This window comes from Marinitoga sp. 1154 (genome assembly GCF_013363285.1).
In the GTDB taxonomy this organism is placed as follows: Bacteria; Thermotogota; Thermotogae; order Petrotogales; family Petrotogaceae; genus Marinitoga.
This window is the reverse complement of record NZ_LBFB01000004.1, coordinates 84,757-97,963: the sequence shown is the minus strand read 5'-3', so window position 1 is coordinate 97,963 and position 13,207 is coordinate 84,757. Positions and strand designations below refer to the sequence as shown.

General features: G+C 29.0%; 13 protein-coding genes. 2 read left to right on the top strand and 11 right to left on the bottom strand.

Annotation, left to right across the window (positions count from 1 at the left end; translation table 11 throughout):
• Positions 1-15: 15 nt before the first annotated feature.
• The 8 genes from eno to XO12_RS03160 all read right to left on the bottom strand — a co-directional run bounded on the left by eno (position 16) and on the right by XO12_RS03160 (position 7,611).
• On the bottom strand, positions 16-1,308 hold the full coding sequence (gene eno / locus XO12_RS03195; protein WP_175419665.1) for a phosphopyruvate hydratase: 1,293 nt from the start codon (positions 1,306-1,308) through the stop codon (positions 16-18).
• 14 nt (positions 1,309-1,322) lie between these two features.
• On the bottom strand, positions 1,323-2,021 hold the full coding sequence (gene pyrH, locus XO12_RS03190; protein WP_175419664.1) for a UMP kinase: 699 nt from the start codon (positions 2,019-2,021) through the stop codon (positions 1,323-1,325).
• Between the two features lie 46 nt (positions 2,022-2,067).
• Complete coding sequence (gene tsf, locus XO12_RS03185; protein WP_175419663.1) at positions 2,068-2,667, bottom strand: translation elongation factor Ts; 600 nt, start codon at positions 2,665-2,667, stop codon at positions 2,068-2,070.
• Between the two features lie 64 nt (positions 2,668-2,731).
• A complete protein-coding gene (coaD, locus tag XO12_RS03180) occupies positions 2,732-3,220 on the bottom strand; it encodes a pantetheine-phosphate adenylyltransferase (RefSeq protein WP_047265750.1) in 489 nt (162 codons plus the stop codon).
• Positions 3,221-3,238: 18 nt separating this feature from the next.
• The gene (gene mnmA, locus XO12_RS03175) at positions 3,239-4,324 is read right to left on the bottom strand and encodes a tRNA 2-thiouridine(34) synthase MnmA (RefSeq protein ID WP_175419662.1); all 1,086 of its coding nucleotides are present in this window, start codon (positions 4,322-4,324) and stop codon (positions 3,239-3,241) included.
• Positions 4,284-4,763 carry an Rrf2 family transcriptional regulator gene (locus tag XO12_RS03170; protein ID WP_047265749.1) on the bottom strand — a complete coding sequence of 160 codons (480 nt, stop codon included), beginning with the start codon at positions 4,761-4,763 and terminating at the stop codon, positions 4,284-4,286. Before XO12_RS03170 ends, mnmA begins: the two co-directional genes overlap by 41 nt.
• A 5-nt stretch (positions 4,764-4,768) precedes the next feature.
• Positions 4,769-6,955, bottom strand: a complete 2,187-nt coding sequence (locus XO12_RS03165) for a peptidoglycan DD-metalloendopeptidase family protein (protein WP_047265748.1) — start codon at positions 6,953-6,955, stop codon at positions 4,769-4,771.
• Positions 6,955-7,611 (bottom strand): DUF2225 domain-containing protein, encoded by a 657-nt coding sequence (locus XO12_RS03160; RefSeq protein ID WP_047265747.1) that lies wholly within the window; start codon positions 7,609-7,611, stop codon positions 6,955-6,957. Before XO12_RS03160 ends, XO12_RS03165 begins: the two co-directional genes overlap by 1 nt.
• Before the next feature lie 417 nt (positions 7,612-8,028).
• Here XO12_RS03160 and ftsY point away from each other — a divergent pair, with 417 nt between their 5' ends.
• The gene (gene ftsY, locus XO12_RS03155) at positions 8,029-8,934 is read left to right on the top strand and encodes a signal recognition particle-docking protein FtsY (protein WP_047265746.1); all 906 of its coding nucleotides are present in this window, start codon (positions 8,029-8,031) and stop codon (positions 8,932-8,934) included.
• A gap of 22 nt (positions 8,935-8,956) precedes the next feature.
• Here ftsY and upp read toward each other — a convergent pair whose 3' ends face one another.
• Positions 8,957-9,592 (bottom strand): uracil phosphoribosyltransferase, encoded by a 636-nt coding sequence (gene upp / locus XO12_RS03150; RefSeq protein WP_047265745.1) that lies wholly within the window; start codon positions 9,590-9,592, stop codon positions 8,957-8,959.
• Between the two features lie 111 nt (positions 9,593-9,703).
• Here upp and XO12_RS03145 point away from each other — a divergent pair, with 111 nt between their 5' ends.
• The gene (locus XO12_RS03145) at positions 9,704-10,879 is read left to right on the top strand and encodes an ABC transporter permease (RefSeq protein ID WP_047265744.1); all 1,176 of its coding nucleotides are present in this window, start codon (positions 9,704-9,706) and stop codon (positions 10,877-10,879) included.
• Between the two features lie 39 nt (positions 10,880-10,918).
• Here XO12_RS03145 and XO12_RS03140 read toward each other — a convergent pair whose 3' ends face one another.
• Complete coding sequence (locus tag XO12_RS03140; RefSeq protein WP_047265743.1) at positions 10,919-12,103, bottom strand: glycine C-acetyltransferase; 1,185 nt, start codon at positions 12,101-12,103, stop codon at positions 10,919-10,921.
• A gap of 11 nt (positions 12,104-12,114) precedes the next feature.
• Positions 12,115-13,152 (bottom strand): L-threonine 3-dehydrogenase, encoded by a 1,038-nt coding sequence (tdh, locus tag XO12_RS03135; protein ID WP_047265800.1) that lies wholly within the window; start codon positions 13,150-13,152, stop codon positions 12,115-12,117.
• Between the last annotated feature and the right edge of the window lie 55 nt (positions 13,153-13,207).

The window sequence follows — 13,207 nt, the reverse complement described above, 5'->3', positions numbered from 1 at the left end:
CCTTTTAACTTTTATTTATTTTTTTATTGAATAGAAAGCTTTTAATCCTCTAAATTCTGCAATTTCACCAAGTTCTTCTTCTATTCTTAATAATTGATTATATTTTGCAATTCTTTCACTTCTTGATAATGAACCTGTTTTGATGAATCCAGCATTCATAGCAACTGTTAAATCTGCAATAAACGTATCTTCACTTTCGCCTGATCTATGAGAAACGACATTTGTCATGTTTGATTTCATGGCTAATTCCATAGTATCCAATGTTTCTGTAACCGATCCTATTTGATTTAATTTGATTAAAATAGAGTTTGAAGCTTTCATGTCGATACCCTTTTGTAATCTTTTTACATTTGTTACGTATAAATCGTCACCAACTATTTGTACCTTGTTACCAACTTTTTCGGTGAATTTCTTATAAGCTTCCCAATCTTCCTGGTCAAATGGATCTTCAATAGAAACAATTGGATATTTATCAACTAACATTTCATAATATTCCATAGCTTCTTCCGCTGTTAATTCTTTTCCATCAATATTATATACCTTCTTTTCTTCGTCATAATATTCTGAAGCAGCACAATCTAAAGCGATAAATACATGTTCACCTGCTTTATATCCAGCATCTTCGATAGCTTTTATAATAAATTGGATAGCCTCTTCATTTGAATTAAGATTTGGTGCAAAACCACCTTCATCACCAACTGCTGTAACATGACCTTCCTTTTTTAATAATGATTTTAATGAATGAAATACTTCAGCGCCTGCTCGTAATGCATCAGAAAATTTATCAAATCCTGCAGGAACAATCATAAATTCCTGAATGTCTAAATTATTATCAGCGTGTTCACCGCCATTTATAATATTCATTAAAGGTACAGGTAAAACCTTTGCGTTTGGTCCGCCTAAATATTTATATAAAGGTAATCCCAAGGAATCTGCTGCAGCTCTTGCAACAGCCATAGAAACTGCCAAAATAGCATTTGCGCCTAATTTTGATTTGTTTTCTGTGCCATCGAGTTCTAACATAACTTTATCAATAAGTGGCTGATCAAAAGCATTAAGCCCTACTAACTCTTTTGCAATAATTTCATTTATATTTTTGACAGCAGTTAATACTCCTTTACCTTTAAATCTTGATTTATCACCATCTCTTAATTCTAAAGCTTCAAATTTTCCTGTTGATGCTCCAGATGGAACAATAGCCTTACCTGTTGCGCCACTAACTAATTCAACAACAGCTTCAACTGTTGGATTGCCCCTTGAATCTAAAACTTCTCTTGCATTTACAGCTACAATTTCATCATACCACATAAAATTCCACCTCCCTAAGGTTTAACAAAAGTTCCTATTTTTGAATCGAATAAGGAATTCATTAAATTTCCTTTTTTAAAGAAATTTAAAACAATAATAGGCATTTTATATCTTTTACATATTGAAAAAGCTTCTGTATCCATAATTTTCAAACCTAAATTTATTGCTTCATCATATGATATTTTATCATATTTTTTAGCATCTTCAAATTTTTTTGGATCTTTATCATATATTCCATCTACTTTTGTTGCTTTAATCAAAACATCCGCTTTCATTTCAACAGCGCGTAAGGCAGCCGCAGTATCTGTGGTAAAGAAAGGATTAGATGTTCCACCAGCAAAAATAACAACATATCCAGCATTAAAATATAATTCTATATCATCATAATGTATAATTCTTACAGAGGGTAGGTTAACAATTTGAGATACAACAACTGTTTTAATTCCTTTTTTCTCAAAGTAATCCTTTAAGTAAAGAGCGTTAATTACAGTTCCAAGCATTCCAATGTGATCTCCAATGCTATTTGTAACATCCTGTAATTCGCGCCCTCTGAATAAATTACCGGCACCAATAACCATTCCAAGCTTAATTCCATTTTTTACAACTTCTTTTATTTCATTGGAAAGATATTCAAGAGATTTTTCATCAAACCCTTTTTTATCTTCTCCAGAAAGGACTTCTCCACTGAGCTTTAATAGTATTCGTTTATACATAAACTCTCCCCCTTTTCCTTAAAAAAAAGGGTGGACAAAGACCACCCTATTCACCTATTTCAAATCTTGAAAATCTTGAAATTTGAATATTTTCTCCTATTTTAGCAATTGCATTTGTAATAAGATCCTTAATTTTTTGACCTTTTTCCTCTGCAAACACAAATTCCTGTTCTAATAAACAGTTATCTTCATAAAATTTGTTAACTTTATTTTCAACTATTTTTTCGATAATATGTTCTGGTTTTCCGGATTCTTTCATTTCTTCTTTATATATTTCTCTTTCTTTAGCAATAACTTCTTCCGGAACATCTTCCCTCTTTATCCATTTTGGTCTCATCGAAGCTATTTGTAAAGAAATTTGTTTTGCCAATTCATGGAATTCTTCAGTTCTTGCAACAAAATCTGTTTCACAATTTAATTCTAATAAAACACCAATCTTTTCATTATGGTGAATATATGAATAAATAATACCTTCACCAGTGCTCCTGCTTGCTTTTTTAGCAGCTTTAGCAGCTCCCTTTATTCTTAAAATTTCAACCGCTTTGTCGAAATCACCTTCAGCTTCTATTAAAGCTTTTTTACAATCCATCATTCCAGCACCGGTAGCATCTCTTAACTTTTTAACATCTGCAGCAGTTATAGCCATTTCAATTCCCTCCTAATAATTTCTTTAAATTCATAAATATTTTAACATAATTACTTTTCTTTTTCTAAACAGTGTTATTACTAATTTTTTTAATTATCGCTTTCTCCACATTTTCTGGAACCCATTGGGATATATTTCCGCCAAACTTCGCTACCTCTTTTACTATTGTGGAAGAAATAAAAGAAAATTCTGTATCTGTCATCAGAAATAAGATTTCCACATTTTTATTTAATGACCTATTTGCATTGGCAAGTTGAAGTTCGTATTCAAAATCCGAAACAGCTCTTAACCCTCTTATAACAACATTTATTTTTTTTTCTTCTGCATAATCTACCAGTAGCCCTTCATAACTTTCAACATGTATATTTGGGAAATCTTTTAACGAATCTTTTGTGATTTTAATTCTTTCTTCTTTTGTAAAAAAATATCTTTTATTAACATTATGCAAAACCACAACATATAATTCATCAAATATTTTAGAAGCACGGTTAATTATATTTAAATGACCAAAGGTTATAGGGTCAAAACTACCAGGATATATAGCTCTTGTCATCTCAAACCTCCGTGAGTATTATAAGTATGTTTTAATTTTTCCAGACCCTAATATAACTCCATCATTATCATAAACAACGGCAAATTGGCCTGGAGTAACTGCAAAAATAGGTTCTTTAAAAATTACTTCTATTTTATCAGAATCTATTTTTTTTATGTAGGCATCCTTTTCTTCATTTCTCTTTCTAATTCTGCATTTTGCCTCAATTTTTTCAAAATCTACAATGAAATTAAAATCTTCTGCAATTAATTCTTTAAAATAAACTTTCTCAGTAGGAGCAACAACGATTTGATTAGTTTCAGGTATTATCTTATAAACATGCATTTTCATATTTGGATTTTTGAAATATTTAATTCCTGTTCTTTGCCCAATAGTGTAATTAGTATATCCGCTATGTTCGCCTATAACATTTCCATCTAAATCCAGTACTTCGCCTTTTGAAATAATAACTTTATTTTCTTTTAAAAATCTTCTATAATCATTATCTGGTATAAAACACAGCTCTTGACTATCAACCTTTTTAGCTATATTTATATCCAACTGCTTTGCAATTTTTCTTATTTCGTCTTTGGTATAATAACCATTAGGGAAAAGGATTTTCGGAATTGCTTTTTTATCAATATATGCAAGAAAATATGATTGATCCTTTGATTTATCAACGCCTTTTTTAATTACATGTGTATTGTATTTTTCTGAAAACTCTCTTATTGCATAATGTCCGGAAGCAACATAATCTGCATTGTATTCTTTTAATAAATCAATAGCAAGACCAAACTTAAAATATTTATTACATAACATACATGGATTTGGAGTAACCCCATTTTTATAATCATTTATAAAATAATCGATAATTTTTTCTCTGAATTTTTCATAGATTTTAATAATTTTTAATTCAAAGCCAAGTTTATCAGCTATTCTCATTGCGTCATATGTATCAGAAGGACTACAGCAAATCTTTTTCTTTTCAGGAATTTTGATAAATATATCATCAGGCATTGTTTTGAAATGAATACCTATAATATCATATCCATTTTGTTTTGCTAAAAAAGCCGCAACGGAGCTATCAACTCCCCCGCTCATCAACATTATTAATTTTTTCTTCAACAGTGTTTCCTCCCATTAATTCAAATTTTTCACCTAAAACTACTAAATCAGCAAGAGTTATTTTAGAAAGTTCTTGCATTAAAATAGTATTGATTTTTTTCCATATGTATCCTACAGCACACTCAGAACCAAGAGTTTCACATTTTCCTGTTACAACACATTCATATGACTGGAAAGGTTTGTCGAGTATATAAATTACTTCACTTAATTTTAAATCTTGAGGTTCTTTACTTAAAGCGTAGCCACCGTATCGACCTCTTACGGAATCAACAATGCCATATTCTCTTAATTCACTGAAGATTTTCTCCAAAAAATCTTTTGGTATTTTTTGTTTAGAAGATAATTCGTTTATAGAAACTCTTTTTATGCCGTTTTTATGAAATATAGCTAATTCATATAAAGCTCTTAAAGCATAACTACTTTTAACTGTTAATCCCATAATTTTTACCTCCTGCTTTTTTTACCAACGACATATACATTTACATTTTTTGTATTTTGAGCAAATCTGACGTCATTAACATATATGTCCAATTTATTTCCAATTATTTTTGAACCTATATCTTCAATTTCAAAAAAACCATAATTAGGTGAATTTCTGAATTCTGGAATATATATAACAGTACCTAAGGGTAAAAAATCTGGATCAGCTGCTACAGTTACCCAGGGCCTTGGGACCTTTTGTGATTTTGTTAATCTAAATGCCGGGTAGTATATGATTTTATCATCCCATTCTGTATAAAATGTAGCTTTGAAATCACCAATATATTTAAAAAATAATCTCATAGGATCTTTAGGCTCACCATTTTTCCATATTTCAAAATTAAATAATTTATCTTTTTTTACTGTTCCTATTATTGTACTATTATCAACCCATTGTCCATTTTTAACTTTTATGGAAAGGAGGTTTGAATAAACAGTTAGAACTCCATTACCATGATCTATTTTAATATAATATGAATTATTCTTCATTTTTCCAGCATCTACTATTTTTCCAGGTAAGGCTGGTTTAATATATTCATTTTTTAACGGCAGTATTCCAAGGCCTATAGATACTCCAGTAGATATTCGATCACCAAATCTTATAACAATACGTTCATAATTTGAAGGTAAAGTATAACTTAATGGCCAGGTCAAAAATTTCTCTATATTTTTTACAGGAATAATAATTTTTTGTCCAACTCTAATAGTTCTTGGATCATCAATATTATTAACTACTTTTATTAAATCAACACCGTTATATCCCAATCCAAATGCTAAAGCAATTTGGCTTAATGTATCGCCGGATTTTATTTTATAAATTATCTGATCATTACTTCCAAAAAGTTCTTTTATTTCAGCATTAGAAAAGGAAATCAAAGCATTTGTCAATTCGCGTTCTAATTCATCTAATTTTGTTTTAAACTTTTCATCAAAAGTATTTAAAGGTCTTGAAGATAATAATTCAAATGAATTTTGTAAATCTTCAATGGTGTTATCTAAAACTGCAAATTTTTCTTCCAGATTTTTTATTTTAAGTAATTCTTCACTTTTAGTTTTATAAAATAATTTGGCAACTTCTCTTTGAGTTTCGGCTTCAACAGAAGAATAAACATATTTTTTTAAGTTTTCTTCATTTATTAAATTAACGGTTTTATTTTTAAATGTTGAGTAATCGTTTTTTAGGGAATCTAAATCTTTTTCAAGTGTTTCAAAATTTATTTGCCATATTTTATCCAGTGAATTTACAGTTTTTAATAGGTTATCAATGTGTTCTTTTACTGAAATATCAATAGAATTTTTTATTTCTGTGGAACTAAGTGTAATATTATAAATGTTTTTCTCTAAATCGGTCAAATTGTTATCTAAACGTTTACTAATTTTTTCTAAATAAGTAAGACGCTTATCTAAATTATTAATATTTTTTTCTATAGATGAAAAATTATTTTTATTATAATTTATATAGTTTAATAGTTCGCTATATTTGCTATACATGGAAATATTAATATTTGTTATGCTTGAATTTAGAGTAGTTATATCTTTGTTTAAAGATTTTATTGTATCTTTAAATTGTTTATTCAACAAATCGAATTTTGAATCCACATATATTTTATTATTTTCAAATATAGTTGAATCTTTAGTTATATATTTTTTGGTTAAAGTATCGAATTCATCCTTTTTTATTGTATTTTTATTTAAGTCGTTTAATTTATTCGAAATTTCTTGAAGTCTATTATCTAAAGCCGTTATAATTTCATTATAATATGTTTCGTCTTTTCTATTTGCTAAATTTGAAACATCTGTTTTTAAATTTTTCAGTGAATTATGGAGGGTATTTAATTCGGAATCATATTTTTTCAAAATTTTTTGTATATTTGTATTGGAAGCATCAATTGTAGAATATATACTATTTATATCTTTTTTCAATACAATAATAGTATCAGAGAGACTATTTACTTTTTCATTAAAAACGATAATATTTTCGTTTATTTGTTTTAAAGAATTCTCATAGTTATTTATAGAGAGTTTTAAAAGTGATATTTCATTTTCAATATTATTTAATCTATCTTCTGTGTTGTTTTTTGTCTGTTGAAATAAGGAACATGAATTAAAAAGCAAAATTACAATTATCAAAATAAATATATATCTTTTCATCATATATCACCTTTCAAAAATTCAGCTTTTTTTACATAAGGATTTCTTGATTTTTTATATCTTCCAATAAGTTTATTGAAAAATTCTTTGGCTTCCTTTTTTTTCCCTATACGCAAATTTGTATAACCTTTAAAAAAATAATATAATATAAGTTCTTCGTCAGAATTTAGGTCTTTAAAATTCTCTTCAAGAATATTTACTGCAGAAATTAATAATTTTAATTCTTCCATGGTTTTGTTTTCATCCCTGAAAATCCATGCAAGTCTGATAAGACTTTTTGCAACATTTCCTGGACGATTTAAAATGCGATAAACAATTCCTGCAAGAGCATATTGTTTTTTCAAGAAATCAATCGACTTATCTTTTGAATTGTTGATTTTTCCAAGTTTGTCTCGAGTTCTTTTTAAATAGTTTTTTAGTTCTTTTTTTGTCTCTTTAGAAGTTTTTCTTAAAACATCAGAATCTTCAGAAAAATATGTAAATCCGCACTTTGGACAGGTTAAGATAGAAAAATTAAGAGGATTTGGCCCCTTAAATGTAGGTTTTAAATCATCTTCATATTTTTCAATTCTTATACTATCATATTTAATTTTAGTAAAATTAAAAGCTCTCCCACACAAAGGGCAGGTAGTAGAATCTTCCCAGAAATCTCCCATTTTATACACCTCATTCTTATCATATAATACTAAAAATATTTTACCATTTCATTGCAAAAATTCCAAATATAATAAATTAATATTTAGTTATTTAGAATGTCTAAAAAATCTCAAATGAAACGAAGGCTCGAAGATTGCCCTTAAAATTATGAATGAAAGCCGTCAAAAAAACAGGATGTTTTTTTTGAGTGAAGCTTTTTCATGGATGAAAAATCGATGCGACGGCTGAGAATGAATAATTTTAAGGATAAGCAATCGAGCTGCCTGAGTGAATTTGACTTTTTAGACACACTAATTTAGTTATTTATTAGATTGTTCCCGATAATTAAGTATTAATTTTTTATGATATGTTTTGAAATGAGAAAAATTAATGATAAAATATACTCTGGATATAAAATTATAATCAGGAGGTTGATTATGGGATTTTTTAATAAGATAGCTCAGGGATTAAAAAAAACAAGAGAAAAATTTTTTGGAAATATTAAAACATTATTTTCCGGTAGAAAATTAGATGAAGAAGTTTTGGAAGAATTAGAAGAAATAATGATTTTATCAGATGTTGGTGTTGAAAGTACAAAAGATATTGTTGAGAAATTAAAGGAAAGGTATAAAAAAGAAAAGAGTGAAGATCCGTTAATTTTATTAAGGAATATAATGGTAGAACATCTCGATAATGAGCCTATTAATTTATCTCCAGAAAAAAAACCATATGTTATTCTGGTAGTTGGAGTAAATGGAACTGGTAAAACAACAACCATAGCAAAACTTGGGAAGATTTTTAAAGAAAATGGTAATGATGTAGTATTTGCTGCAGGAGATACATTCAGGGCAGCAGCAATTGAGCAATTAAAAGAATGGGGAAAAAGACTGAATATAAATGTAATTGCACATTCTCATGGTTCGGATGCTGCGGCAGTTGCATATGATGCATTAAATCATGCGTTATCAAAGAATAAAGATATAGTTATAATTGATACTGCAGGAAGGTTGCATACAAAAAGCAATTTAATGGAAGAATTGAAAAAAATAAAGAGAGTAATTCAAAAAGTGATTCCAGATGCACCACATGAAACGCTTTTAGTATTGGATGGAACAACAGGGCAAAATGGTATAATACAGGCACAGGTATTTAAAGAAGCAATTGATTTAAGTGGAATAGTAATCACAAAGTTAGATGGTACCGCAAAGGGTGGAATAGCCTTTGCAATTAATAAAAAGTTGAATATACCAATTAAGCTGATTGGAGTTGGTGAGAAGGAAGATGATCTGCAGCTTTTTGATCCTGAAAGCTATTGTAACGCATTATTGGGTATAGAAGAATAAAATAACCGATGCATTGCATCGGTTATTTTGTTCTGAATAATCTATCTCCAGCATCACCAAGACCAGGAATAATATAAGCATGATCATTTAATTTTTCATCGAGAGCAGCAGTAAAAATTTTAACATCCGGATAATCTTTTTCAATATTTTTAACGCCTTCTGGAGCCGCTAATAATGACATAACAATAATATTTTTAACACCAAATTCTTTAACCTTTTTTATGGCGTATCTAATTGAAAAGCCTGTTGCTAACATAGGATCAACAATGAATACATAGTGATTTTCACTAAATGGTGGGAATTTTAAATAATATTCTATAGGTTTTAAAGATTCGGGATCACGATAAATTCCTAAAAAACCTATACTTGCATTTGGAACAAGACTTAAAATTCCATCCATCATACCAAGACCGGCTCTTAAAATAGGAACTATAGTTATCTTTTTGTCTTCTACCATCTCACCGATTGTTTGTTGAATAGGAGTTTCAATATTTATATTTACTGTAGGTAGATTTCTTGTAGCTTCATAAGTTAGTAATTGTGTAATTTCTTTTAAAAGTTCTCTAAATTCTTTTGGTCCGGTTTCTTTGTTTCTCATAATAGTAAGTTTATGTTTAATTAAAGGGTGTTCTACAACTGTGAGATTAGAAAAATTCATTTTTGTACCTCCTTTTTTATCTTCTTTTAACAATTATACCATAAAAATACTTGGAACAATTTAAATTTTTTGATAGAATATATAAAGATTTAGAAAAAACGAGGTGATTTAATGAAAATATTGTCGTTGATGAAATATGAACTCATTAAAATTTTTAGAAATAAAGGTTTTTTAGTGACATTGATTTTAGTACCATTTTTATTGTCTTATTTAGGATCGAATCTATTTCCAGAAAATATGTTGTCAGACTATAAAATAGCTGTATATAATGAAGATAATAGTTTTTTGGGAAAATTTGGATTTCTTTTTTTAAGCCAATTTTTCAAATGGAAAGATGCCGTTCAAATAACAACAAAATCAGAATTAATTGAAGCTATAAAAAGTAATGAATATGATTCCATATTGATAATACCTAAAGGATTTATGAGTGATTTGAAAAATTATAAAGAAACAAAACTTATTTTAGTACCTAATCCCAATGACCTTGATAGTAGTGTTGCAATTTATACAGTTGTAAAGGCATTATTTAATGAATTATCTGGTATTCCGGAGATTTCTGTTGGCTCAACAACTCAATTTTTATTAAAAGGTGGAATATCAGTGGATAAAGATAGAAAACCACCAGAAATTGAAATACAAATTCCGAATATAAAAGATGGTAGTTTAACAAATATAAAAAATGCATCTCTTGATTTTCAGGATATGTTAGCACCGTCTGCTATATTGGTACTAATTTTGATTTTTTCAATGGGAGGAATTGGTATTTCTGTATCTCAAACAAGAGAAAATGGATTGCTTGATATATATAGAGCAAATGGGTTAAAAATATGGGAATTTTCATTATATAAATTATTTACATATATTATTCTTGGATTGATTTCGAGTATTATAACGTATTATGTTTTTAAATATTTTGGAAGCAATTTTGCTGGCGGAGAAATATCAATGATAATTTTGATAATCTTAAATGTCTTAATGTTTACTACATTGGGATTATTAATTTCGGCAATATCCAAAACGACAAAAACAACAACATTTATATTAGCGGTTTTTATAGGAACAATGATATTATTTGGGGATGTTTTAATATCAATACCAAAGGATTCTATATGGTATAAATGGTCTTATATTCTTCCTATAAAATATTCTATAGATTCCTTTAGAAAAGTTGCATTATTGAATTATAATCTTTCTATGGTATCAGGAGATATTTTTGTAATAATTTTATTTACAGTATTATCATTTATAATTAGTCATATATTTCTCTCATATATTGAGAAAAAATAAGTTTTTCCACAAAATAAAATCGCAGTAAAAACTGCGATTTTATTTTATTATATTTAATTCTTTTCCTATTTTTTCAAATTTTTCAACTGCAAAATCAAGATCTTCTTTTGTGTGCGCAGCGCTGATCATTACCCTGATTCTTGCCAATCCTTTAGGGACAGTAGGATATCCAATTGATTGAGCGAAAATTCCTTCTTCAAATAACCTTAAACTAAAGTCTTTTGCAATTTTTGCATCATAAAGCATTACAGGGGTTATTGGAGTTTCACTGTGCCATGTATCAAATCCAAGAGCATTTAATTTATCTTTAAAATATTTAGCATTATCCCATAATTTTTCAACCACTTCACCACTTTCAACCAATATTCTTACAGCTTCTAAAGCTGCACCAGCTTCAGCTGGAGAAAGAGAACTGCTGAATAAAAATGGTCGTGCTTTCTGTTTTAGATAATCTATTAAAACTTTTTTTCCTGCAATAAATCCACCAACAACACCAAATGCTTTTGATAATGTTCCAACTTCTATATCGACTCGAGAGTGTAAATGGAAGTGATCAACAATTCCTCTACCGTTTTCACCAAGAACACCTTCACCATGAGCATCATCTACCATAACAATTGCTTCATATTTTTCTGCAACTTCAACTATTTCTGGTAATGGAGCTAAATCTCCATCCATGCTGAAAACCCCATCAGTTATAATTAAAAGCCTTCTTGCACCATTTTCTTTAGCTTCTTTTAATTTTGCTTCAAGATCTTTAACATCCTTATGTTTCCATACGTATTTTTTTGCTTTTGAAAGTCTAACACCATCTATAATACTTGCATGGTTCAATTCATCTGATAAAATTGCATCTTCAGCTGTAGTTATCGCTGGAATAACAGCTTGATTGGCATTAAAACCAGATTGTACAACTAATGTTGCTTCGGTTTTTTTGAATTCTGCTAACTCTTTTTCTAATTGATGATGTATATCCATTGTTCCTGCGATAGTTCTTACTGCACCAGGACCAACGCCATACTTTTCAACAGCATTAATTGCAGCTTTTTTTAGTCTATCGTTGTTTGCAAATCCGAGGTAATTATTTGAACAAAGGTTTAAAACTTTTTTGCCATCAACCTCAAACCATGACCCTTGAGCACTATTTAGAGTTCTAATAGTTACAAAAAGACCGTTTTCTTTTAATTCTTTCATTTCATTATTTAATTGATCGTAAAAATTCATAAAATTCCCCCTTATTCTGAAATTTTTAATATAATTTTTCCACTTTTTTTAGAATTCATAAGTTCAAAACCTTTTTCAAAATCTTCCATTGGCAAAATATGAGTGATTAATTTTGAAAGATCTACTCTTTTTGTTCTCAACCATTCTGAAGCGATTTGCCATGTTTCGAACATTTTTCTTCCTGTAATACAGTGTATTTTAATTCCTTTGAATACAGCAGTATTCATAACAAACGGAACAGGATTTGTAGGGAAAACACCTAAAATAGCGACTTCTCCTGCGTTTGTTAAGGACTCAATTCCTTTATTCAAAGCATCTGGATTTCCCGACATTTCCAGTAATACATCAACGCCATCATTGTTTGTTAAATTCATAACTTCTTTAACTAAATCTTTTTCCAGAGGGTTTATTATATAATCAGCACCCATTTCTTTTGCCATATTAATTCTATATTCGGAAATTTCACTAACTATTACAGTTGCAGCGCCAGAAATCTTTGCAATTTGAATTGCAATGGCACCAATGGGACCAGCGCCTGTTATTAAAACAGATTTTCCTCTTAAGTCCACGGAAGTTACAGTATGTATGGCATTTCCTAAAGGTTCCATGACAGATGCGAATTCTTTTGGAATGGAAGGATCCAATTTCCATAATACTATTTCTGGAACAACAACATATTCAGCAAAAACTCCATCTCTATCTACACCTAATATTTTCATATTTTTACATACATGCATATTTCCGGTTTTACATTGTTTACAAACACCGCATGGAATATGAGTTTCTGCCGCAACAATATCTCCAGGTTTTACGCCTTTAACCATCGAACCAACTTCAACAACTTCACCAACAAATTCATGTCCGTCAATTTGAGGAGTTTTAATCCTTTCCTGAGACCATTCATCCCATTTCCATATATGTAAATCTGTTCCACAAATAGATGCATTTAAAACTTTAATTTTTACATCATCTGGATTTTTGATTTTTGGAATTTCAACTTCATCTAATACAAAGCCTTTTCCTGGTTCCTTTTTTATAATGGCTTTCATAATATTCAAAATTTTTCACCATCCTTATTTTGTATTCAATATTTTGCATTCAGTA

What these genes read in the sequence shown, in the direction of transcription:
- eno (WP_175419665.1), bottom strand. Translation starts at nt 1,308, where the DNA reads ATGTGGTATGATGAAATTGTAGCTGTAAATGCAAGAGAAGTTTTAGAT.
- pyrH (WP_175419664.1), bottom strand. Translation starts at nt 2,021, where the DNA reads ATGTATAAACGAATACTATTAAAGCTCAGTGGAGAAGTCCTTTCTGGA.
- tsf (WP_175419663.1), bottom strand. Translation starts at nt 2,667, where the DNA reads ATGGCTATAACTGCTGCAGATGTTAAAAAGTTAAGAGATGCTACCGGT.
- coaD (WP_047265750.1), bottom strand. Translation starts at nt 3,220, where the DNA reads ATGACAAGAGCTATATATCCTGGTAGTTTTGACCCTATAACCTTTGGT.
- XO12_RS03170 (WP_047265749.1), bottom strand. Translation starts at nt 4,763, where the DNA reads ATGGGATTAACAGTTAAAAGTAGTTATGCTTTAAGAGCTTTATATGAA.
- XO12_RS03165 (WP_047265748.1), bottom strand. Translation starts at nt 6,955, where the DNA reads ATGAAAAGATATATATTTATTTTGATAATTGTAATTTTGCTTTTTAAT.
- XO12_RS03160 (WP_047265747.1), bottom strand. Translation starts at nt 7,611, where the DNA reads ATGGGAGATTTCTGGGAAGATTCTACTACCTGCCCTTTGTGTGGGAGA.
- ftsY (WP_047265746.1), top strand. Translation starts at nt 8,029, where the DNA reads ATGGGATTTTTTAATAAGATAGCTCAGGGATTAAAAAAAACAAGAGAA.
- upp (WP_047265745.1), bottom strand. Translation starts at nt 9,592, where the DNA reads ATGAATTTTTCTAATCTCACAGTTGTAGAACACCCTTTAATTAAACAT.
- XO12_RS03145 (WP_047265744.1), top strand. Translation starts at nt 9,704, where the DNA reads ATGAAAATATTGTCGTTGATGAAATATGAACTCATTAAAATTTTTAGA.
- XO12_RS03140 (WP_047265743.1), bottom strand. Translation starts at nt 12,103, where the DNA reads ATGAATTTTTACGATCAATTAAATAATGAAATGAAAGAATTAAAAGAA.
- tdh (WP_047265800.1), bottom strand. Translation starts at nt 13,152, where the DNA reads ATGAAAGCCATTATAAAAAAGGAACCAGGAAAAGGCTTTGTATTAGAT.